The sequence below is a fragment of the Bradyrhizobium sp. dw_411 genome (assembly GCF_018449695.1).
Classification (GTDB): Bacteria; Pseudomonadota; Alphaproteobacteria; order Rhizobiales; family Xanthobacteraceae; genus Bradyrhizobium.
In genome coordinates this window covers 79,326-102,009 of the sequence record NZ_JAAVUY010000019.1, presented here as the reverse complement: position 1 = coordinate 102,009, position 22,684 = coordinate 79,326, and the positions used below count along the sequence as shown (strand labels likewise).

Sequence of the window (22,684 nt, the reverse complement as noted above, 5' to 3'; positions counted from 1 at the left end):
TTTGTTGTTCGGGTTGCCGGTCAGATTCAGGTCAAGTTTAGTCTCGCCAGTAAAGCCGCATCGGATTGTCGACGAGTAGCTTTCGCTGCAGTTCGGCTGTCACCGCGATGTGCGGGATGAAGTCGACCAGCAGGCCGTCGTCCGGCATGTGGCCCTTCAGGTTGGGATGCGGCCAGTCGGTGCCCCACAGCACGCGATCCGGAAACGTCTCGACGATGCGCCGGGCGAACGGGATCACGTCACGATAGGCGTTTTGCTCGCCGTTCAAGGCCGGCGGTCCCGCTACCGACAGCCGTTCCGGACAGGTGACCTTGGACCAGACGTTGGGATGCTGCGTCATGAATTTCATGAACAGCGCAAATTCAGGCCCGTCGACCGGCTTGCTCACATCGGGCCGGCCCATGTGATCGACCACGATTGTGGTCGGCAGCGCCGTGAAGAAATCCCACAGTTCCGGCAGATCGACCGCCTCGAAATAGATCACGACATGCCAGCCGAGCTTGCCGATGCGGCCGGCGATCTCCATCAATTCGTCGCGCGGCGTAAAATCAACCAGCCGCTTGACGAAATTGAAGCGCACGCCGCGCACGCCGGCCGCATGCAGCGCCTGCAAATCCGTGTCGCTGACGTCGCGCCGCACGGTCGCGACGCCGCGCGCTTTGCCGCCTGAATGCTTCAGCGCATCGACCATCGCGCGGTTGTCGGCGCCGTGGCAGGTCGCCTGCACGACGACGTTGCGCGCAAAGCCGAGATGATCGCGCAGCGCAAACAGTTGCTGCTTCGACGCATCGCAGGGCGTGTATTTGCGCTCAGGCACATAGGGAAATTCGGCGCCGGGACCGAACACATGACAATGCGCGTCGACCGCGCCTTCCGGCACCTTGAAGCGGGGTTTTGAAGGGCCGGCGTACCAGTCGAGCCAGCCCGGGGTCTTCTCGAATTTTGCAGGCGCGTTCATTCAGTCGCTCTTCTTTTCGTTGTTCTTTTGTTTGAAGCTGGCGAGGATGCGGTCGGCTTCGGTGCGCCAGTTCGGGCTACGGGCGAATTCTGCCGTGCCCCTGGCGCCGAACACGCCTTCATCGGCCAAGTCTGCGACGAAGGCCTGGCGCTCGGCGGTGCCCTGCGCCGACCATGGCGTCAGCCCGATCTCTCGCACGGTTTCGGCGACTTCGCGGACTTCCTCGCTGCGGCGTCGGCCATGCTCGATCACGCGCTGGAAGAAATAAGCGCCTTGCTTCTCCCAGTCGATGCCCGGAAACGTCTCCTTCAGCGACGCCAGCACCGCATCCTCGACGCCGTAGGCGCGCGCGGTGGTGAAGCTTTCGATCACCATCGCCTCGAGGCCCTTGATCATGACGCTGCGGCACATCTTCACCGCCGAGGCGACGCCAAGCCGGTCGCTGGCTTTCTTGGCGTCGAAGCCCAATTCAATGAGCAGCGGCGCCAATTCGCCCGCGCCGGCGCCGCCCAATAACAGCGGCACCTTGATGCGATAGGGCGGGATCGAGGTCATGACAGCCCCTTCGACATAGCGCCCGCCCTTGCCGTCGATCAGCGCGGCCGCGCGCTGCTTGGCGCCGGGCGAGGCCGAATTGAAATCGAGAAACCACGCGCCGGATTTCACCGTGGGCGCACAGGCCTGCGCGACCGGCACGGCCTGGCTCGCGGTAACCGCCGACACGATGAAATCGGACTGCGCGGCCAGGTCGGCATGCGACGACACGAGCTTGACGCCATGCGCGCCGGCATGATCGCGCAGCGCGCCGCCGGTCTGATCGCTGCGCAGTTTGAGGTCATAAGCCGTGACGCTGACATCCTGCTTGCGCAGATCTTCGGCGAGAATGCGCCCGACTTCGCCGTAGCCGACGAGGCCGACATGCCACTGTTTGGGATTGGGTGCGGTCATGGTCAGATCTTTCGAATTGGGACCGGGATCTTGCGAGGCGTTGTTGCGTGGGAAACTATTGTTTTGGGATTCCCGCCTTCTCGATCACTTTGGCCCATTTGTCGATATCGGATTTGAGCCGGTCGGAGAGTTGCTCCGGCGTGCTCGCCTTGGCCTCGATGCCAAGATCGATCAGGCGTTTTTTGAGCTCGGGATCGGCGAGGATGCCCTGCAGGGCGGTGTTGAGCGTCTTGATGATCTCGGGCGGCGTGCGGGCCGGCGCGAATAGCGCGTTCCAAGACACCACATCGTAATTGGCGACGCCGCTTTCCTGTAACGTCGCGACGTCAGGCGTGCTTTCCCAGCGCTCATTGGCCGACGATGCCAGGGCGCGAATCTTGCCGTCGGCGAGGTTGCCTTTGACCGTCGCATACATATCGATCATCAGCGCGATATTGCCTTGCAGCAGCGAGACCTCGACCTCGGGCGTGCCGCGGAACGGGATCACCGTGAAGTCGATGCCGGCCGCGGTCTTGAACAATTCGGCCGACAGGTTTTGCGTGCTGCCGATATTGATGGTCCCGACATTCAGCCCGCCGGGTTTGGCCTTGGCCGCGGCGATGAAGTCGGCAATGGTTTTGTAGGGCGATGTTGCGCCGGTGCAGAACACCAGGTCGAAGAAGCCCAGCGTCGAGATCGGCGCGAAATCCTTGACCGGATCGAACGGCAGTTTCTGGAACAGCGACACGCTGGCGGCGGTGCCGTTGACGAGAATTGTCAGCGTATAGCCGTCGGGCGGCGAGGCGATCACGGCCCGCGCCGCGGCAATGCCGCCGGCGCCGGGCAAATTGTCGACGTAAAAACGCTGGCCGAGCTTGTCGCCGAGCTTTTCCGCGATCGTGCGCACCGTGGTGTCGGCGACGCCGCCCACCGCGAACGGCACGACAATGCGCACCGGCCGTGTCGGATAGGCGGCCTCCGCGCGAACCTGCTGCGGCGCGGCGGCGGCCAATGCCGCCAGACCAAGCACGGGCAACAGGCGGCGGAGAGTGCGATCGACAAAACTCATGGACAATCCTTTTAGGCTCTAATCCGGGCTGTGAACACTTAGGGCGTAGGGATCGCCGAGTCGACCGAATCTGCATCGAAATGAGGTCGATTTGGGAGTGCAGGCAGCGGCCAATGGCGCGCGTCCGGCCGCTCCTTGCATGCCGCCAATGCGCGTGTTACATACTGAACCATATGGTTCAGTATCATCAAACCCGCTTCGATACCTCGTTCGCCGCGCTTTCGGACGCCACCCGGCGCGGCGTTCTGGAGCAGCTCGGGCGTGCAGACGCTTCGATCACGGAGCTTGCCGACAAGTTCCACATGACCCTCACGGGCATGAAGAAGCATGTCGGCGTTCTGGAGCAGGCGGGGCTCGTCACCACGGAAAAGGTCGGGCGCGTGCGGACCTGCAGGCTCGGCCTGCGCGGGCTGGAGGAAGAGGCGGCGTGGATCGAGGGCTATCGTCAGCTCTGGGCCGCACGCTTCGACGAGTTGGACAAGGTTGTCGAGGAACTGAAACGAAAGGAGAAGGCCGATGGGCGCAGGAAGAGATAGTGAGCCGGCCATGAATAACGGCACGAAGGTGGAACGCAAGTCCGAGCATGAGCTGGTCATTACGCGAACCTTCAACGCGCCGGCGCGCATCGTGTTCGCAGCGTGGACTACACCCGAACTGCTCAAGCGGTGGTGGGTGCCAAAGTCGAGCGGCATGGTCCTGCTTTCCTGCGAGGCGGATGTGCGTGCCGGGGGCAGGTACCGCTTCGAGTTCGGCCACGGGGAATCAAAGCGCATGGCGTTCTTCGGCAAGTACGTCGAAGTGATACCGAACGCGCGGCTGGTCTGGACCAATGAGGAGAGCGACGAGGGGGCCATCAGCACGCTGACCTTCGAGGAAAAGGCTGGCAAGACGATACTGGTGCTGCACGAGCGCTATCCCTCGAAGGAAGCGCTTGATCGTACCATGGCCGGGATGGAGGATGGAATGCCCGAGTCGTTCGCGCAACTGGACGAGCTTCTGGTTATCCTGGACGCGAGTCCGGGAAGGTCATGAAGTCGCAGGCGTTCCCGGTTTCTTACGTCTTCGCATAGGTGATCAGCCCCATAAAACCCTCGTCCATGTGGTCCTGATGATGGCAGTGGAACAGGCTGTCGCCGGGATTATCGGCGATGAAATCGATCTCGGCCGTGGTTTGGCGCGGCATGCTGATGGTGTCCTTCATCAACCCTGACGTGGCCTTGTCGCCGATCTTCGTCACCTCGAAAGAGTGCCGGTGCAGATGAACCGGATGCTCGTCATTGCTTTTGTTGGTCATCGCGAGGCGATATCGCTTGCCGCGTTGCACGGTGATGAGCGGATTGGTATCGGGCCAGGATTTGCCGTTGATGGTCCAGCGATTGTACTTGCCGCGGCCGCCGGTGATCTTCTCGAATTTGAGATCGATGGTCTCGTCGGGCGTCGCCGCCGGTTCCTTGCGCGCGAACATCGTGTAGTCCCACGGCGAGATGATGCCGGGCGCCCATACCGGCTTGCCGGTGCGGTTCTCATATTCGACGACGACGCCCATGCCCATGCTGCGATCCGTGTAGTCGGTCGATCCGAACACCCAGATCCCCGGATTGTTCATTTCCACGATGACGTCGGCGCGTTCGGCAACATCCAGCTTCAATGCGCTCACACTCACCGGATTCGGCACCGGATTGCCGTCGAGCGCGATCACCGTAAATCGATGTCCCGACAACGCCAGCGAGATGCTCATGGCGGCGCTGGCGTTCAGCATCCGGAACAGCACGCGCTCGCCCTGGCGGACGCGAATGGGCTCGCCATGCCCCAGCATGCGGTCGCCGAGCGTCGCACTGCCATACATGGTCTCCAGACCATTATCGGCCGGCGGTCCCTTGCGAAGGTCCTGCACGCTGACCCACATCCCGTCCCAGCGATGCGCGGCCAGCATGATCTCGCGATCGTAGCGTCCGGGATCGCCGGCCGCGGGATCGACAATCAGAAAGCCGTACTCGCCCGAATAGGTGCTGATGGTCAGATCCGTCATCGCCATCGCATGGCTGTGGTACCAGCGTGTGCCCGACGGTTTCGGGGTGAAATTATAAAGCAGCGACTCTCCGGGTTGAATGATCGGCGAACCTTCTTCGATCGCGCCATCCTGCTCGGGCGGGATGAACAGGCCATGCCAATGAACCAGATTGGGATAGCCGGAATCGTTGACGACTTTGATCGTCGCTGGTTGGCCTTCCCTGAGGCGCAGCGCCGGGCCCGGAACCGTATTGTTGTAGGCCGTGGTCTTGATGATTTTATTCGGCGCGATTTCCAGCGAAATCGGCGCGATCCGGATGGTGTGATCGGCAGGCTGTGTGGCTGTCTGAGCCTGGCCGGCACGGCCTGCGACGGCAGCGAGGCCGGAAGTTGCGGCTCCCACCAGCAGGTCGCGACGGGTGAAGCGCGTTTCCGTGAGGGAGGATTGACCCTGCAGCCGTTCGGACGAGGAGGTCACCGGCTGTCTCCTTTATTTGTGAGAGAAAATAACACCTGTCTTACTATCGTTTCCCGATACGGATAGTCAAAGCAGGGGCTGTTACGGCATTTATGTTGACAGCATGACCGATCGGCCCTGTATTCCCTGACGGCAATTTCAGCCAAGCCGAGAGAGCATCCCATGCCGAATTTCAATCGACGCGACGCCCTGAAGATGTCGGCCGGTCTGGCGGTCGCCGCCGGCGGATTTTCCTGTATCGAGTTCGCCAAGGCGGGACCGATCGAGGTGCCGACGATCGACAAGCTTTCGGTGCGGGTGATCGTTGATAGCGCCAGCGACATCTTCTTTCGCCCGCAGGAAGCGGCGGGCGTCAAGACCGAGCCCGGCCGCTCTTCGAATTCGCTGCGCCCGCTGCACAGCGAATGGGGGCTGTCGCTGCTGCTGGAGCCGCAGCGCGGCGACGACAAGCGCACCTTCCTGCTCGACTACGGCTGGACGCCCGAGGCCATCAACGGCAACATGGAATTGCTCAAAATCGATCCCTCCAAGATCGACACCATGATCATGAGCCATGGCCATTTCGACCATTGGGGCGGGCTTCTTGGATTTCTCGACAAGCACCGCAAGGACCTGCCGGCCGACATCACGATGTATGCCGGCGGCGAGGACAATTTCTGCCAGCGTTATGCCCGCAGCGGCAGCGGCGAATTGAGCGACTACGGCATGCTCGACCGCCGCGACATCGCCAAGCAGAACGTCAAGCTGGTGCTGTGCGAATCCCCCGTCGTGATCGGCGGTCAGGCTTTCACCACAGGAAAGATCGCACGCAAAAGCATCGAGAAAGTGCTGCCGAACTCGATGGTCGAGTTCAAGCAAAAGGACGGCGCCGGATGCAATTGGGGCCACTATCTGCCGGCCGAGATGGAAGGCAAGATCGTGCCCGACGAGCACATCCACGAGCATGCGACCTGCTTTAATTTAAAGGGCAAAGGCCTGATCGTGATCAGCTCCTGCGGCCATGTCGGCATCGTCAATTCGGTGCGGCAGGCGATGGAAGTTTCCGGCGTCGATAAAGTTCACGCCATCATGGGCGGCTTCCATCTGGGGCCGGCGCCGGCGGATTATCTGACGCAGGTGGTCAGCGAGATCGGCAAGCTCAATCCGGACGTGCTGATTCCCATGCATTGCAGCGGGCTGAATTTCACCCAGGAAGCGCAGCGGCAATTGCCGGGCAAGGTGCTGACCACCACCACCGGCACCCGTATTACGTTCGGCATCTGATTGCGAAAGCACGCCATGAGGCGTTCGGGAGCGCGCGCGCTGATCGTCGTCGCGCTTTTGCTCGCTGGTGGCTTGTTCATCAGCGGCGGCTTGGCGGCAGCCGAGGAACAGCCGTCAGCCGCGCAGATGATGGACGATCTGATGTATGGCCGCGGCCCCGTCGGCGGCCCGTTTACGCTGACCGATACAACCGGCAAGCCGCGCAGCGACAGCGAATTCCGCGGCAAGCTGATGATCGTCTATTTCGGCTATACGTATTGTCCCGATGTGTGCCCGGCCGATCTGATGGCGATCACGCAGGCGCTGGACGCGCTGGGGCCTTTGGCCGAAGGCGTGCAGCCGGTTTTCATCACTGTTGATCCGGAGCGCGACACCAAACTGCTTGGGGAATATATCAGCGCCTTCCACCACAGCCTCGTTGGCCTGACGGGTTCGCCGGAAGAAATCCGCAAGGTCGCCAATGCCTACAAGGCGTTTTACATCAAAGTGCCGGACGCGCAGGGCGGGGATTACTCGATCGACCACACCGGTGTGATCTATCTGATGGGCCGCGACGGCGAGTATCTCGGCTTCATGCCGCCGCAGACGAGCCCGGAGCGGCTGACGGAGATTTTGCGGAAGTATCTGGGGAAGTAAGCGGGGCGCATTTCCACTTGATGATCGCCGCCATCCTTCGAGACGCCGCTTCGCGGCTCCTCAGGATGAGGACTGAGCCAGGATGAGGACCGGTGATCCCTCATGGTGAGGAGGCGCGAAGTGCCGCCTCGAATCATGAGGCCACGCGAGAAGCAGCAATCATTCGACGCGCTCGCGCTGACGGCGCATCCAGCATTAATTTTCATTTACCTTGTTCGTTAGAGTTCGATCAATACGCCCCCGCTAAAGACAGCCAGTCGCGAGAGAATCCCGCGTTTCGATCCAGAAGGTTCAGGATATGAAATGGGGAGGGGTTCGTGCGATTACTCACAAAATTCTGGCGGGATGAGACCGGCGCCACCGCGATCGAATATGGCTTGATCGCCGCGGGCATCGCGCTGGCGATCATCAGCGCCGTGAACGGCCTGGGCACCAAGCTCAACGGCAAGTTCACCGCCATCAACAGCTCGCTGAAGTAGGGATCTCGGTCGGGAAATGGCGGCGATCGGCTGCGGTTGGCGCCCTTTTGCCGTCTTACTTTTCACCTCTCCCGCTTGCGGGGGAGGTCGACGCACTCGGCGCGCAATTGCGCGCCTGAGTGCGGCGGGTGGGGGAAGTCTATCATCCCCACGACCAGCGAGTTTGCGGCAGCCCCCACCCCAACCCTCCCCCGCAAGCGTAGGGCTATCGCATATGAAGAAAGAGATTGGGCCTGCAGTCTTTGTGCGGCCATCCTTCGAGACGGCCGCCTGCGGCGTCCCCTCAGGATGAGGACTTTCTGTGCGGCTAAATCTTGAACCCTCATGGTGAGGAGCCTCGTCTTCGAGGCGTCTCGAACCATGAGGCCCCAGGCGATTACCGCGGCGGAAAGTCATATGCGATAGCCCTCCCCCGCAAGCGGGAGAGGGGGCGCAGTTTCGTTTTTGCCATAGATCGGATCCAATCCCGCCGTGCTAGACTGGCCCAGCTTACAGCAGCCTTACAACGGCGCTTGCGTTAACATCTGCGAACTTGTCCGGCGCCGCAAAAGGCCGCAAAGCTGGTCGGGTAAACCCCGATAGCCCCCTTTGGTTGGCCGCCGATGCGATTGCTGGTCGTTGAAGATAATGCGCAACTTTCCCAACTGCTCGCCAAGGGCCTTGGGATCGCCGGCTATGAGACCGACCTTCTCGCCACCGCCGCGGAGGCGCGCGGCGCATTGCTGACGACGAGCTACGCGGCCGTGATCCTCGATCTCGGTCTGCCCGATGGCGACGGCCTGGCGATCCTGCGTGAGCTGCGCCATCGCAAGGACCCGACGCCGGTGCTGGTGCTGACCGCGCGCGGCGGCTTGCAGGATCGCGTCAACGGCCTGCGCAGCGGCGCCGACGATTATCTGGTCAAGCCGTTCGCGCTGGAAGAACTGGTCGCGCGGCTGGAGGCGCAACTGCGCCGGCCCGGCCAGCAGCTCGGCAGCTCCCTGCACATCGCCAATCTGGAATTCGATCTGCGCAACCGCCAGGCCTCGATCGACGACCAGCCGCAGGTGTTGTCGTCGCGCGAAACCGCGGTGCTGGAATTATTGATGCGCAGCAAGGGACGCGTGGTGTCGAAGAAGCAGGTCGAGGATCACATCTTCGGCCTCGCCGGCGACGTCGCCTCGAATGCCATCGAGGTCTATGTTCATCGGCTGCGCAAGCAATTGTCCGACAAGGGCGCCAAGGTCCAGATCCACACCATCCGCGGGGTCGGATATCTCATCGCCGAGGAAAAGCGTGATCCGGTTTAAATCGATCATCTCACGCATCGTGATCCTGCACGTGATCGCGGTGGCGATCACGTCGATCCTGATGTCGCTGGCGCTGTCATGGCTGCTCAACCGCGCGACCATCAACATCCACAATGATGCGATGGAAGAGCAGGCCGCTTCCGTCGCGCATCATCTTGTCGCGCGGCCCGATGGCAGCCTCGCGCTGGAATTGCCGCCCGATCTGCAAGGGCTCTATTCGCAGCCCTATGGCCGCTATTCCTATGCGGTGGTCGATGAGCGCGGCAAGACGCTGTTCTCGTCGCTCAAGGATAATGCGCCGATCTTTTCCGTAGAGCCGGGCGCGGCGGCGGTTCAATTCCTGGAAACCCATCATTCCGGCGCCGTCATTTCAGGGGCCAGTGTGCGCCGCGCCGTCGGCGGCAAAACAGTGTGGGTGCAGGCTGCCGAGGACATGGCCAACCGTGACGTGTTGATCGACGATATCGTCGATGACTTCTATAAAAATGTCGGCTGGATCACGCTGCCGATATTATTGGTGCTGCTGGTCACCGATATCGCGATCTTCCGCCGCGCGCTGCGGCCGTTGCGGCAGGCTTCCGAGATCGCCCAGCAGATCAGTCCCGCGCGTACCGATGTGCGTTTGCCGGTGAGCGAGATTCCAAGCGAGGTCCGCCCGCTGGTCTCCGCGATCAACCAGGCGCTGGATAGGTTAGACCAGGGATTTCGGGTGCAGCGCGAATTCACCGCCGACGCCGCGCATGAATTGCGCACGCCGCTGAGCATTTTACGCACCCGCGTGGAAACGCTGGACGATCAGCGCATCGCCAAGGCGCTGCATCTGGATATCGAGTCGATGAGCCGGGTGGTCGGCCAGTTGCTCGACATCGCCGAACTCGAGGCGTTCACCATCGATCCCACGGAGCGGGCGGATGCGCAGGGCGTCTGCGCCGAAGTGGCCGAATCCATCGCGCCGCTGGCGCTCGAGCAGGGCCGGGAAATCGCATTGCTCGGCGTCAGCACGCCCGTATGGGTCAAGGGCAATGCCGAGATGATGAAACGCGCAATCCGCAATCTGGCGGAAAACGCCATCAAGCATGCGCCGCCGGAAACCGTGGTCGAATTCGTGGTCGAGGAAAGCGGCACCGTGAAGGTGCTGGACCGCGGCCCCGGCATCGCGCCCGAGGAGCGCGAGCTGATCTTTCAGCGTTTCTGGCGCAGGGATCGCAACCAGCAGGGCAGCACGGGTTTGGGGCTTTCGATCGTGCAGCGCATTGTCGAACTGCACGGCGCCAGCATCGCGGTCGAGAACCGGGTCTTGGGCGGCGCGCAGTTCTCGCTGCATTTTGTTGCGGCCGACAAGACGGCCTGATCCGTCTTTGCAGCGATACTTCGGCTGTTAGCGAACCATCCCGGCTGACGGCGTGCTATCAAGCCGCACGGACGAATTCCAGCGCGAGGAATCAGCCATGAAGAAAAGCAGCTATACGCCGGCCGACCTGAACGACGGCTTTGTGGTTTCGGTCATGATCGAGGCCCGGGAAGGCGAGGGCGACGCGGTCGCGGCGCTGATCGCGCAACTGGTCGCGCCGACCTTGGCGGAGCCGGGGGTGAAGCTTTTCATTCCCTATCGCTCGCCGGCCAACCCGCTGCTGTTTTTCATCTATGAACTCTACGTTTCGGAGGATGGCTGGCGCGCGCATCAGGAAAGCGCGCATTTCAAGGCCCTGATCGGCGACCTCGTGCCGCGCGCGGCCCGCCGCGAACGTATTCCGTTCGTGCCTTTTACGGTGGTCTAGAATCAACCCCGGGTTAACGAATCGCCCGGTTTCGGCGAGCTTCGCCAGCATTCTCCAACAAGATGAGCCGATTCCCGCCGGTACCACCTTGACGCCGGGGCGCCTGGTGCGATCAAAATGCGGAACATGTTCGCTGGCGATCCCCGCCCGGATGTGAAAACCCTGCATGTGTGACGGACTGTGCGGGCAATCAATAAAGGAGACCTCCATGAGGTCCCGTCCGTCCACCTGGAGGAAGTCCCAATGCATCGATACCTCGTCGCGGCTGTCATGATCATGGCCGGTCTGTTGGCCCATGGCAGCGCCGCGCGCGCGCAGGATGCTGCGCAACCGGTTTACATTGTCACCTATGTCGAAATCGCGCCGGGTTCGACGGCCGATGCGCGCAAGCTGATCCTCGGCTACGTAACCGAGGCGAAGAAGGCTCCCGGCGCAACCCAGATCGAGGCGCTGCAGCGGATTTCCGATCCCAGCCATTTCGGGCTGATCGAGCTGTGGAAATCGCCGGCCGACAAGCAGGCCTTTGCCGCCACCGATACCGCGACCAAATACCGCGCGGCGCTGCTGCCGCTGCAAAGCGCGCCTTACGACGAGCGCATTCACAACGCCTTCTCGGTCGGCGCAACGGCGCCGCTGTCGGGCAATCCGATCGTGCTCATGACCCATGTCGATATCATCCCGACCCAGGTCGAGCCGGGCACCGCCAAGGTCAAGGCCTTCGTCGAGGCCGGCCGCAGCGCTCCGGGCAATCGCCGCTTCGATGATTTGATCCAGGCGAACCGGAAGAATCATTTCACGGTCGTCGAAGCCTGGAACGCGCCGTCCGACAAAAGCAAGTTCGTCGCCTCGCCGGTGTCGCGCACCTTCCGTACCGAATTGCAGCCGATGAGCGGCGGTCTTTATGACGAGCGCGCCTACAGGCTGCTGAGATAACCGGCGCTTGCGTTAACTTTATTGGCTGGCTTCGCTACCGATCGTGGCGGGAACCAATCTTCCCGCCACGATTTTTTTCGGTGGTTTCTTTTGCATCAAGCCTGCGAACGGATCTAAGCCCGTAGGATGGGTGGAGCGCAGCGATACCCATCACATAGTGGACGAGCCGATGGCATGGCCTCGGTGAGTGGTCATGGCAGATGCGGCAGGTGATGGGTTTCGCAAGTGCTCAACCCATCCTACGGGCTGTGAAAATGCGCGCGTTTCGTCTCTGGAAGGAAATCCCGAGCGGGCGTCTGGTCGGTATCCGACCCGTAGAGTAATTTAATGGCTTGTTGACTTCATTTTTACAGCCCGTAGGGTGGATTTGTGTCGCGATACGGCATAACGCTTTTGCACTTGGGCACCAATCTGCACCAAACCGACTTGCACGTAAAAAATAATTTACGGAGTCGCTTCAAGCTGATGCTAGCTGTCCAGATGGACGCGTAAAAATATTCCGTTTTGTCTCTGACCCAAATCAGAATCATATTCACGCCGTTCCTGCCCGAAAGAGGGGCGCTTCGCGGTCGTCACGAACGTTGGGCAGGGATGCGATGGACGCGACGATGCCGAAAGACGAACGGCGTTTTCGCGGACGGCGAAGTCGTGTGGTCCTGACGCCTCGACGCCGGCGTCAAGTTCGCGATGATGCTTCGCATCACGCGGGTGACGGTGACAAGGAAGCCCGATCACCGGGGAGAGCACGAATATAAGCCGTTAAAACCATTGCGTGCGGGAATGCCGGGTGTTTCGGCGTATCCGTGGTGACTAACGCGCGTGTTACCTACACACCACGCGCGGCTGCGGGTGCGCGAGCACCCGGCATTCCCCACGCCCTCACGGGCGGATGATTTTGACACAACCCGGGCGCTTTGCGTCGCGGCAGAGGCGGACGCATGGGCTTGGGGACCGGTTAATCGATCGTTTGCAGGGCGAAGATGCGGGAACCCGCCGCGATTTCTATTGTTTCTGTTCAGAACATATTCATGCGCTCCCGGGCAGATTGTGCGGAACATCGCGCGTGCGGCTGCGATCTTCGGTAAAATCGGATGGAACAGGAAACTGCAAAGAGATTCCGTCTTGGCTGTCCGGCGGCCGCGCTCCATTGCGTGGCGCTTGTCGTGTCCGCGCTTGTCATGTCCATCGGGGTTTTGGCGGCCGCGATTCTCGGTATCACCTCCGCTCACGCCACCGAGCTGAATCCGCGCGACATGATCCTGATTGATCGCCTGACCTGGGGCATCAACGCCTCAAGTGCCGCGCATTTCCAGGCCATCGGCGCCGAGCGCTGGCTTAACGAGCAGTTGCATCCGGCTTCCACCACTACATTGCCCGAGGCCGTCCGCAACCAGATCGAGGCGATGGCCGATGTGCACAGACTGCCGTTCGATATCGCGGTGGCTTTCGACCAGCAGGCCAAGAGCGCCAATCAAGTCATCGATCCCGAGCAGAAGAAAGCCGCGCAGCAGGTCTATCAGCAGGCGATGAACGAACGCGGGAAGCAGGCCGCGGCGCGCACCATCCTGTACGCGCTCTATGCGCCGGATCAGTTGCGCGAGCGGATGGCGTGGTTCTGGTTCAATCATTTCAACGTGCATCAATACAAGGCCAACATCCGCATTCTGATCGGCGACTATCAGGACCGCGCCATTCGCCCGCTGGCGCTCGGCAAATTCCGGGGTCTCCTGATGGCCACGCTGCATCACCCGGCGATGCTGCGCTATCTCGACAATTCCGATAACGCGGCGGGACATCTGAACGAGAACTACGCGCGCGAGATCATGGAACTGCACACCATGGGCGTCGGCTCCGGCTATACGCAGGCCGATGTCGAGGCGCTGGCCCGCATCCTGACCGGCGTCGGCATCGATCTGAAGCCGGAAGATCCCAAGCTCAAGCCGGAACTGCAATCGCAGCTCGTGCGCGACGGCGCGTTCGAATTCAATCCGGCGCGGCATGATTACGGCGACAAGGTTTTCCTCGGCCATCCCATCCAGGGGCGCGGGCTCGCCGAAGTCGACGACGCCATCGATATTCTGGTGCATCATCCGGCGACCGCGACGCATCTGTGCCGGCAGATCGCGGCCTATTTCGTCTCGGACAATCCGCCCGAGGCGCTGGTGCAGCGGATGGCGCAAATCTTCAAGACCACCGATGGCGATATCGCCGCGGTGCTGGCAGCGATGGTGCATGCGCCGGAGTTCACGGCGTCCTTAAAGCCCGGCGTAAAGTTCAAGGACCCCGTGCAATATGTGTTCTCGGCGGTCCGCCTCGCCTACGACGAGAAGGTGATCCTCAACACCAACCCCATTCAAGGCTGGCTCAATCGGTTGGGCGAGGGATTGTTCAACCACGAGACGCCGGATGGTTACGCCACGGCATCCGCCTCCTGGAACGGGCCGGGACAGATGACGCTGCGATTTGAGATCGCGCGCCAGATCGGCTCGGGTTCGTCCGGATTGTTCAAGCCGGATGTGCCGAACGCGGTCGATCAGCCGGCATTTCCGCTGATTCAGAATTCGCTTTATTTCGGCGGCCTGCGCCAGACGCTGGGTCCGGCCACGCTGGCCGCGCTCGATCAGGCGATTTCGCCGCAGGACTGGAATACTTTATTTTTGTCGTCGCCCGAGTTCATGCGTTGATATCGCGCTCAAGCACACCGAGGAGATCACACCATGAACCGCCGTGATCTGATCAAGGCTTTCGCTGCGATGACGCCGCTGACGGTCGCGGGCCGGGTTTGGGCCGCACCTGCCACCGACGCCAAATTGCTGGTGGTGTTTTTGCGCGGCGCCTATGACGCCGCCAATGTCGTGGTGCCCGTCGGAAGTGATTTCTATCATGCGTCGCGCCCGACGCTCGGCATCGCCAAGCCCGAAACCGGCAATCCCAACGCCGCTTTGTCGCTCGATGCGGACTGGGGACTGCATCCATCTCTGCGTGACAGCATCTATCCGTTGTGGGCCAGGCGCGAGATCGCATTTGTGCCGTTTGCCGGCACGTCGGACGATCTGACGCGCAGCCATTTCGAGACTCAGGACACGATCGAGCTCGGTCAGGCCGCCGGCGGTTCGCGCGATTATCGCTCCGGCTTCATGAGCCGGCTTGCCAGTGAGCTCACGCGCGTCAAACCGATTTCCTTCACGGACCAGTTGCCGCTGATCTTTCGCGGCAAGTCGCAGGTCCCCAATATCGGCATGAACAGCGTCGGCAAGCCCGGCGTCGACGATCGCCAGGCCCGGCTGATCAAGGAGATGTATGCGCAGAGCGACCTCGCATCCTCGGTGTCGGAAGGGTTTCGAATCCGCGACGATGTCTATCGCTCGATCTCGGAGGAAATGACCGCGGCCAATCGTGGCGCGGTGTCGCCGCGCGGCTTTGAACTGTCGGCGCGGCGGATCGGCAAATTGATGCGCGAGCAGTTCAACCTCGGCTTTGTCGATGTCGGCGGCTGGGACACCCATGTCAACCAGGGCGCCGCGACCGGCTATCTCACCGATCGCCTCGGCGAACTCGGCCGTGCGCTAGCGGGCTTTTCCGAGGAAGTCGGCCCGGCCGGATGGCGCGACACCGTGGTGGTGGTGATCTCCGAGTTCGGCCGCACTTTTCGCGAGAATGGCGATCGCGGCACCGACCACGGCCATGGCAGCGTTTACTGGGTAATGGGCGGCGGCATCAATGGCGGCCGCCTGGTCGGCGAACAGGCCAAGGTCGATCAGGCCAGCCTGTTTCAGAACCGCGACTATCCGGTGCTGACCGATTACCGCGCAATGTTCGGCGGATTGTTCCAGCGCATGTTCGGACTGGAGACCGCAAGCGTCCAGCGCATCTTTACCGGTGTCCACCCGGCGGAGTTGGGGCTGGTTTAAAACGTACACTTACAGATGTGTGCCCGGTAATTGGGCTAGGATTTGCTTAACCGCAAAATTTCACGCGACCTTCACAGAGTGGCGGCTAGTGCTCGCAGTGTCGGAGCTTTCTCCGTCGTTGCGGAGCCGTCCGATGTTGAAGGTCTACAATTGCATCGCCACCGAGCATGATTTGAGGCTCGTCGGCCTCGCGGCATTCATCTGCGTGCTGGCGTCGGTTACCGCGATCAACCTGCTTCGTCATGCCCGCAAATCCCAGGGACGCATGCGAAGCCTTTGGATTGCGGTATCTGCGATATCCACCGGCTTCGGCATCTGGGCGACGCATTTCGTCGCGATGCTCGCGTTCACGCCGGGCATTCCGAGCGGCTACAATATTACGTTAACCCTGCTGTCGCTGGTCGCCGCCATCGGGCTGACCGGTGCGGGTCTCGCCGTGTCGCTCACGCCGGACTGGCGTCACGGGCCGTGGATCGGTGGCGCGATTGTTGCCGGCGGTATAGCTGCCATGCACTACACCGGCATGGCCGCGTTTGAGGTCGCGGGCATCGTGTTCTGGGATCCCGTGCTTGTCATCACATCGATCGTGCTCGGCGTCGCCATCGGCGCTATCGCGCTGCCGGTCGGGCTGCACGGCGATCACGAGAAGTGGAAGATCGGCGGCGCGCTGCTGCTGACGCTGGCGATCTGCAGCCACCACTTCACCGCGATGGGTGCGGTGTCGATCATTCCCTATCCGAGCATCGAGGTTTCGCAATCGGCGATACCGGCTGCATTGCTGGCGATCGGCGTGGCGGTCGCCAGCGTAGCCCTGATCGGATTGGCGCTGGCAGCCGTGGTACTCGATATCCGCGACCATCGCCGCTCTGAATTGGAAACCGACCGGATGCGCGATCTTGCGGACGCCTCGGTCGAAGGACTTCTGGTGTGCGACGGCGACATGATCGTCTTGGTCAACCGGAGCTTTTCCAGCCTGACCGGTTTCACGACGGCTGATCTTGCCGGCAAGACACTCGAAAGCTGCTTTCCCGATCAGGCCGGCCGCACCGAATTGCTGTCACGCCCGAACCAGCCCGTCGAGATGGAGTTGCGTCACCGCGACGGCTCGCTGACGCCGGTCGAATTGATCCTGCGGCCGATCGTTTTTGCCGGACGTCCGCATCACGTCGTCGCGGTTCGCGATCTCAAGGCCCGCAAGGACGCCGAGGAGCATATCTATTTTCTGGCGCATCACGACGCGCTCACCTCGCTTCCCAACCGCAGTCATTTCAACGCGCGGATCGATCAGGAAATCGCGGCATTGGCCCCGGGCCATCGCCTCGCGGTGCTGTGTCTCGATCTCGACCGCTTCAAGGAAGTCAACGACCTGTTCGGTCACGCCACCGGCGACAGGGTGCTGCAACTGGTGGCCTCGCGCGTCTCCGCGGTGCTTGGCGAGCGGCAGATGCTGGCCCGCCTCGGCGGCGACGAGTTCGCCATCGTGATGCCGGACATTGCAGATCCCGCGGCGGCCGGCCGGTTTGCCGAGACCATTCTCGAAGCGCTTCGTGCGCCGGGTTCGGGCGAGCCGTCCGACAGCCACATCGCGACCTCCATCGGTATCGCGCTTTGCCCCGACGACGCGCCCGATCGCCAGTCGCTGCTCTCGCATGCCGATACGGCGCTGTATCGCGCCAAGACCGAAGGCCGCAACACTTACCGCTTCTTCGAAGCCAGGATGGGCGCCGAGGTTCGCGAGCGCCGCCTGCTCGAGCACGATCTGCGCCTGGCGATGGCGCGCGACGAATTGCGGCTGTCGTATCAGCCCCAGCAGGACGCCAAAACCGGCGCCGTGGTCGGATTCGAGGCGTTGCTGCGCTGGAAGCACCCGATCCGCGGCGAGATTTCGCCGGCGGTGTTCATCCCGATTGCGGAAGAAACCGGCGCGATTCTGCAGATCGGCGATTGGGTATTGCGCACCGCATGCCGCGAGGCGGCATCCTGGCCACAGCCGCTGAAGATCGCGGTCAACGTGTCGGCCGTGCAGCTCTACAATGCGAGCTTCTTCCAGGAGCTGCATCAGGTCCTGATCGAAACTGGTTTGTCGCCGCGGCGCCTCGAGATCGAGATCACCGAAACCGCGCTGGTGCGCGATTTCAACCGGGCGCTGGCGATGCTGCGGCAGATCAAGGCGCTGGGCGTTGCGATCGCGATGGACGATTTCGGCACCGGCTATTCCTCGCTGTCCAACCTGCGGGCGTTTCCGTTCGACCGGATCAAGATCGATCGCTCCTTCATCAAGTCGGTCAATTCGAACGGACAGGCCGCAACCATCGTGCGGGCGGTGTTGGGCCTCGGTCGCGGCCTCGGCCTGCCGGTACTCGCCGAAGGTGTCGAGACCGGTGACGAGCTGGAATTCCTCAAGGCGGAGATGTGCGACGAGGTGCAGGGCTATCTGCTCGGACGCCCCGCCGCCATCGGCAGCTTCCGCCAATACACCCATTCGGATGTCGTGCTGGATGCCGGCGATGATGTCATCGTGCCGGCAGCGAAAAGCGCGTAGGGCTGAACTTAAACCTCTCCTCGCAGGCGGGGCGAGGGAGCACCATCTCGCTCCGGCGAGAGGACGTCGGTTAGAACTCCAGCCCTGTTAAAGCGCACGCCAAGCCAGTACGATGCCGCGCTCGGAACGCACCATCCCTTAAAATCTCGCGTTGCCGCCGCCAGAGGACAGATCTCGCGTCATGACGATGGACCGTGCCGCCGACAACGCCATCGACGTCGTAACCTCGCCCAGCCCTTTGTCGCCGTCCGCGCGCCGAACCATCTTCCTTTATCTCGGCCTCTTGATCGTGCTGCTGGCCTTTGGCGACCCCTCAGGCGGCCTGATCGATATTCCGATCAGCTTCCTGCTCAAGAACCGCCTGCACCTGGAAGCGCATGAGGTCGCGCATTTTCGCCTCATCGCCGCGATCCCGCTCTATCTGTCCTTTGTGTTCGGGTTCATCCGCGATGTCTGGAATCCCTTTGGCATGCGCGACCGCGGCTTCATGCTGCTGTTCGGCGGCACTTCCGCTTTGCTTTATGTCATCTTCGCCTTTACGCCGACGACCTATTCGATGCTGATCGTCGCGGTCGTGCTGCTCACGGCATCGTTTCTGTTCGTCGCCAGCGCCCAGAAGGGCCTGACGACGACGATCGGCCAGCAGCATGCGATGACAGGTCAGATCAGCGCGGTGTGGAACGTGTTCCTGTCGGTCCCGACCGTCGGCGCGCTATTGATGGGCGGCGTGCTCAGCGGCATGCTGGAAACTGAGCGCCCCGATCGGGCGATCCGCATCCTGTTTCTGGTCGGTGCGGCGATCATGGCCGCGATCGCGTTCTATGCGCTGTGGAAGCCAAAGGACGTGTTCGACAATGTCAGTGTCGAGAACAGTGCCTATGGTCAACCGCTCAAGGACATGAAACGGCTGCTCGGCCATTGGCCGATCTATCCGGCGCTGTTGATCTGGCTGTTGTGGAATTTCGCGCCGGGATCGACCACGCCGCTGCAATATCACTTGCAGAACGCGCTGCATGCCACCGACGCCCAGTGGGGGCAGTGGAACGCGATCTTCGCGGCCTCCTTCATTCCGGCCTACATCCTCTATGGATGGCTCTGCCGCCGGTTTCCGCTCAAAAAGCTGCTGCTGTGGGGCACGGTGGCGGCCGTCCCGCAGATGGTGCCGCTGCTGTTCATCAACTCGGTGACAGGGGCGCTGATCGCCGCGGTTCCGATCGGCCTGATGGGCGGCCTTGCGACCGGCGCCTATTTGGACCTGATCATGCGGTCATGTCCCCGCGGCCTGCAGGGCTCGATGCTGATGATGTGCGGCAGTCTCTATTTCGCGGTTACGCGATTTGGCGATGTGCTCGGGACCAATCTCTACGATCACTATGGCGGCTTCACCGTATGCGTCATCGCAATCACGATCGTCTACGCGATGATCCTGCCGGCACTGCTGCTGGTGCCCAGGAGCCTGACCGCGACGGCGGATGGCGGCTAGTAGACTTGAGAGGTGACGGGCTTTGCCGGCACCAACCGTATTCCGGCGAAAAGGAGAGCAAAAAAGTCAGAGACATTCTGGAATCGCGGGAGATCGATTTCAAAATGTCCCTGACTTTCTTCTTGCTACCGATAATCGGAATTTACATCAGAACTGGTAGCGCAGGCCTACGCCGGGGTCGTAGACCGATATTTTGCTCACGCCCGGTGTAGCGAGCAGGAAGCCGTTGATCAGACCGTTGCGCGCTTGCGACCACATCACACCGGCATAGGCGTCGAAGTGCTTCGCAAAGCGCCAATCGGCAACAAACGACACCGCATCCAGTTGGCCACTGCAGCCCGCCGAAACCGCGCTGCTGCATGTGCCCGTTGGATTGCTGCCGTTGCCGATGATGAAGCTGTTCTGGCTTTCATGATAATAGGCCGCCGTCAGATCGAGATCTTTTGTGGCCGAATATTTCCCGCCGACCCACACCGTCTGCAGGACCTTGTCGGTCGTGAAGTTGGTGTTGTTGGGCGCGAACACCGTGTAACCGCCTATGATGAAGGCGCCGGGAGAAAGCGGGTTATTCGGATTGGCGTAGTCGATATACTCATAGCCGGCAAAAAACTTGAACGCCCCGATGGTGTATCTGGCGCCAAGCTGGAACACGGTGTTGTCGGAGATGGTCGCGGCCACAGCTCCCAGTCCTTGAGGTCCGGAGAAGGTGCTCAGCCCACCGACACCGCTGACCTGCGCAGCACTGAGGGGCGCTGAGGACACCGCGTCATAGGTTTTGCCGCCGACGAAATCCATCGACAGGCCCATGTAGTCGAAGCCGACATTGCCCTGGAAGGCGTTGCCGGTGCCGCTATTGCCGCCGTTTCGAAGCTGGGTTTCCACGGCAAAGCGAACCGGGCCGACATTGACCCGATATTCGAACGAGTTGTCATAGACACGATCTTCGGTGTCGCCGCCACCGCCGTTTGCGCCCTGGAAGGTGATCACGGAGAAGGCGTTCGAGCCGGAGATCGGATCGTAGTTGACGACCAGGTCCGAGCTCAGCGCAGATTGCCGGCCGTAGGTGAGCGTGCCGTAAATCGGCGAGCTAATACCGGCGTAGGCCGCATTGTTGAACATCTGTCCGGCCTTCGACGAGTCGCCGTACGAGTTCTGCAAGGCCAGCGGCAATCCGTTGTTCTGCGCAATAGAGCCAACGCCGTTGGTGTTCGTCCCGTTTTCCGGATTGAACAGCGTCTGCAGGTTGAACACCGCATACAGATTATCCGCGATTTCCTGCTTGCCTCGCAAGCCGATATACGAATTGCTCATCTGGTTGGGGCCGACGCCGAAATACGAGCCGCCGGCATTCTTCGAGACCAGATAGTCCAGCGGGGCGCCGGCGAGAGCGCTCAGCGGAGCGCCGTGGCTTTCATAAGACAGACCCATGTCGATGTTGCCGTACAGACAAACGCCACGCCAGCACAGATCGTCATTCGCCGGCGGGGGAGCCTTGACGACCGCCTTGTAGGGCAGGTCGGCGGCCATGGCATCGCCGATATTGCCCTTCACGGCGACGGGCTGGGTTTGCGCCACGGAGGTCTTTTCAAGCTTCTGCTGACGCTTTTCGAGATCGGCAAGACGCTTCGTCAACGCCTGATTTTGGTCGATAAGCTGTTGCGTCCGGATATCCGATAGCTCATCGGCGTGACCCGGTGCCGTAAAAGCCAGTACGGCGGCGGCTGACAATAAAGTCTTTCTCACTTTGGTTCTCCAAAAATGCGGAACAAATCTCCGCGAAACGATTGAGGCTGCTTCGTGCAAGGACACCTGGTACAAGGACGCTTGATACAAGGACGCGCGGGATCACCGGCTTGCGCCGTGTCGCAGTGTCGTTTGCAGTGTCTTGTGTCGTGTTCGGCGGGCTGAGTTAGCCCGCGTGACGCAGCGTCCGGTCATCGCCGCATGGTCCGGCAACGGCGGCAAAAAGAATTGTCACAGCACTTGGCGTTTCCATTTTGGTCATTTGGCCTTCCCCATTTTGTCGTGTAAGCGCGTATGCGCGCGAGACCGATCTCCGGTTCGCAAAGATCAGACTCGGCCAGGACCCAAAAAAATTCCCGCGATCTCGAAAAAAATTTCGTGATCGGTTTTCGTGGATAATTTTTGACTCAAATCGACGTATCAAATTGCGGTGCGTCGCATCGAAATGTCCAACCGTCAGCGCGGTTGCAATATAAGCGAAGACGAGTGTATGGGATTGGAGTTGCCGGCGCATCGCGGCGATAGGGCGCCGGGAACCCGCAGCAAAGCGATGTCGATGCCAAAATCAGCGCGTACTGGGATTGAAGCCGCTGACTGCCGACGCGTAGCTCATCGCGGCGCAGGCCAATGCGACCGGCGCAAGCATTCGCGGTTTTGCGGTGTCTATAAAAAAAATCGGAATTGTTTGGCTTCAGGCAAAGGGCACGGGGAGCACTTCTTTGCGAGGTGCTCCCCATTGTCCTCCGGCTGGCATTAGTTTCCGGAGTAGAGAAGGCGCGGGTATTGTTCGGTGCCATCATAGCCAAACACGTCCCGGTGCGGGGTGACAATCGTGGTCTCGCTCGCCTGATTGAAGGCGCCGCGATAGACCGCGTGAGCCCGGGCATGATGGGTCCGATGCGGCTTTATCGGAGTAACGTCTCCGGCGAACACGGGCGTGGCAATGGCGGCGGAAAAAATGATCACCGCGCTCAGCGTTTTGATCTTGGTCATTTGGTCTTCTCCGTTCGTGTGGGCGAAGCCGTTGCAGGTTCGCATTGAAAAGACTCCGCCAGGGCCCCCCGAAATTCCCGCGCCGGTTTATGTTGACGGTTTTGTGACTGATTGTTGCTGATGCGGCTGAAAACGACGATCAGCCGGGCTCCCGCGACGAAAGCTCAGCACGGCGAATCTTTGCGCTGGCGC

The 22,684-nt window shown here is 61.4% G+C and carries 19 protein-coding genes; 13 read left to right on the top strand and 6 right to left on the bottom strand.

What is annotated here, in order from left to right:
* Positions 1–37: 37 nt before the first annotated feature.
* Genes HB676_RS27425 through HB676_RS27415 form a run of 3 tightly spaced genes read right to left on the bottom strand, consistent with a single transcriptional unit; the run spans position 38 to position 2,954 of the window.
* Complete coding sequence (locus HB676_RS27425) at positions 38–958, bottom strand: amidohydrolase family protein (protein WP_213741607.1); 921 nt, start codon at positions 956–958, stop codon at positions 38–40.
* Entirely contained in the window at positions 959–1,906 is a 948-nt protein-coding gene (locus HB676_RS27420; RefSeq protein WP_213741606.1) for an NAD(P)-dependent oxidoreductase, read from the bottom strand.
* A 55-nt stretch (positions 1,907–1,961) separates the two neighbouring features.
* The gene (locus HB676_RS27415; RefSeq protein WP_213741605.1) at positions 1,962–2,954 is read right to left on the bottom strand and encodes a tripartite tricarboxylate transporter substrate binding protein; all 993 of its coding nucleotides are present in this window, start codon (positions 2,952–2,954) and stop codon (positions 1,962–1,964) included.
* Between the two features lie 173 nt (positions 2,955–3,127).
* On the opposite strand from HB676_RS27415, the gene HB676_RS27410 reads away from it, so the two are divergent.
* Both HB676_RS27410 and HB676_RS27405 read left to right on the top strand, forming a co-directional pair.
* A complete protein-coding gene (locus HB676_RS27410; protein ID WP_213741604.1) occupies positions 3,128–3,490 on the top strand; it encodes a metalloregulator ArsR/SmtB family transcription factor in 363 nt (120 codons plus the stop codon).
* Positions 3,491–3,500: 10 nt separating this feature from the next.
* The gene (locus tag HB676_RS27405; protein ID WP_213741603.1) at positions 3,501–3,986 is read left to right on the top strand and encodes an SRPBCC family protein; all 486 of its coding nucleotides are present in this window, start codon (positions 3,501–3,503) and stop codon (positions 3,984–3,986) included.
* A gap of 22 nt (positions 3,987–4,008) precedes the next feature.
* On the opposite strand, the gene HB676_RS27400 is transcribed toward HB676_RS27405, so the two are convergent.
* Complete coding sequence (locus HB676_RS27400; protein ID WP_213741602.1) at positions 4,009–5,442, bottom strand: multicopper oxidase domain-containing protein; 1,434 nt, start codon at positions 5,440–5,442, stop codon at positions 4,009–4,011.
* Between the two features lie 162 nt (positions 5,443–5,604).
* On the opposite strand from HB676_RS27400, the gene HB676_RS27395 reads away from it, so the two are divergent.
* The 11 genes from HB676_RS27395 (at position 5,605) to HB676_RS27345 (ending at position 19,756) form a co-directional block, all read left to right on the top strand.
* The gene (locus HB676_RS27395) at positions 5,605–6,705 is read left to right on the top strand and encodes an MBL fold metallo-hydrolase (RefSeq protein ID WP_213741601.1); all 1,101 of its coding nucleotides are present in this window, start codon (positions 5,605–5,607) and stop codon (positions 6,703–6,705) included.
* Between the two features lie 15 nt (positions 6,706–6,720).
* Positions 6,721–7,341 carry an SCO family protein gene (locus HB676_RS27390; RefSeq protein ID WP_213741600.1) on the top strand — a complete coding sequence of 207 codons (621 nt, stop codon included), beginning with the start codon at positions 6,721–6,723 and terminating at the stop codon, positions 7,339–7,341.
* Between the two features lie 317 nt (positions 7,342–7,658).
* The gene (locus tag HB676_RS27385) at positions 7,659–7,820 is read left to right on the top strand and encodes a Flp family type IVb pilin (RefSeq protein ID WP_213741599.1); all 162 of its coding nucleotides are present in this window, start codon (positions 7,659–7,661) and stop codon (positions 7,818–7,820) included.
* A 602-nt stretch (positions 7,821–8,422) separates the two neighbouring features.
* Positions 8,423–9,109 carry a response regulator transcription factor gene (locus tag HB676_RS27380; RefSeq protein WP_213741598.1) on the top strand — a complete coding sequence of 229 codons (687 nt, stop codon included), beginning with the start codon at positions 8,423–8,425 and terminating at the stop codon, positions 9,107–9,109.
* Positions 9,096–10,460 (top strand): ATP-binding protein, encoded by a 1,365-nt coding sequence (locus HB676_RS27375; protein ID WP_346347437.1) that lies wholly within the window; start codon positions 9,096–9,098, stop codon positions 10,458–10,460. Before HB676_RS27380 ends, HB676_RS27375 begins: the two co-directional genes overlap by 14 nt.
* A gap of 97 nt (positions 10,461–10,557) precedes the next feature.
* Entirely contained in the window at positions 10,558–10,887 is a 330-nt protein-coding gene (locus tag HB676_RS27370) for a putative quinol monooxygenase (protein WP_213741597.1), read from the top strand.
* A 243-nt stretch (positions 10,888–11,130) separates the two neighbouring features.
* Positions 11,131–11,820: an antibiotic biosynthesis monooxygenase gene (locus HB676_RS27365; protein WP_213741596.1), complete on the top strand. Its 690-nt coding sequence runs from the start codon at positions 11,131–11,133 to the stop codon at positions 11,818–11,820.
* A 1,178-nt stretch (positions 11,821–12,998) separates the two neighbouring features.
* Positions 12,999–14,504, top strand: coding sequence for a DUF1800 domain-containing protein (locus HB676_RS27360; RefSeq protein ID WP_213741657.1), 1,506 nt, complete (start codon positions 12,999–13,001; stop codon positions 14,502–14,504).
* A gap of 33 nt (positions 14,505–14,537) precedes the next feature.
* On the top strand, positions 14,538–15,731 hold the full coding sequence (locus tag HB676_RS27355; RefSeq protein ID WP_213741595.1) for a DUF1501 domain-containing protein: 1,194 nt from the start codon (positions 14,538–14,540) through the stop codon (positions 15,729–15,731).
* 133 nt (positions 15,732–15,864) lie between these two features.
* Positions 15,865–18,273 carry an EAL domain-containing protein gene (locus tag HB676_RS27350; protein WP_213741594.1) on the top strand — a complete coding sequence of 803 codons (2,409 nt, stop codon included), beginning with the start codon at positions 15,865–15,867 and terminating at the stop codon, positions 18,271–18,273.
* 181 nt (positions 18,274–18,454) lie between these two features.
* Positions 18,455–19,756, top strand: coding sequence for an MFS transporter (locus HB676_RS27345; RefSeq protein ID WP_213741593.1), 1,302 nt, complete (start codon positions 18,455–18,457; stop codon positions 19,754–19,756).
* Between the two features lie 147 nt (positions 19,757–19,903).
* Here the strand turns inward: HB676_RS27345 and HB676_RS27340 are convergent, their stop codons facing one another.
* Both HB676_RS27340 and HB676_RS27335 read right to left on the bottom strand, forming a co-directional pair.
* Complete coding sequence (locus HB676_RS27340) at positions 19,904–21,499, bottom strand: porin (protein WP_213741592.1); 1,596 nt, start codon at positions 21,497–21,499, stop codon at positions 19,904–19,906.
* A gap of 753 nt (positions 21,500–22,252) precedes the next feature.
* Positions 22,253–22,492: a hypothetical protein gene (locus HB676_RS27335; protein WP_213741591.1), complete on the bottom strand. Its 240-nt coding sequence runs from the start codon at positions 22,490–22,492 to the stop codon at positions 22,253–22,255.
* Positions 22,493–22,684: the final 192 nt, after the last annotated feature.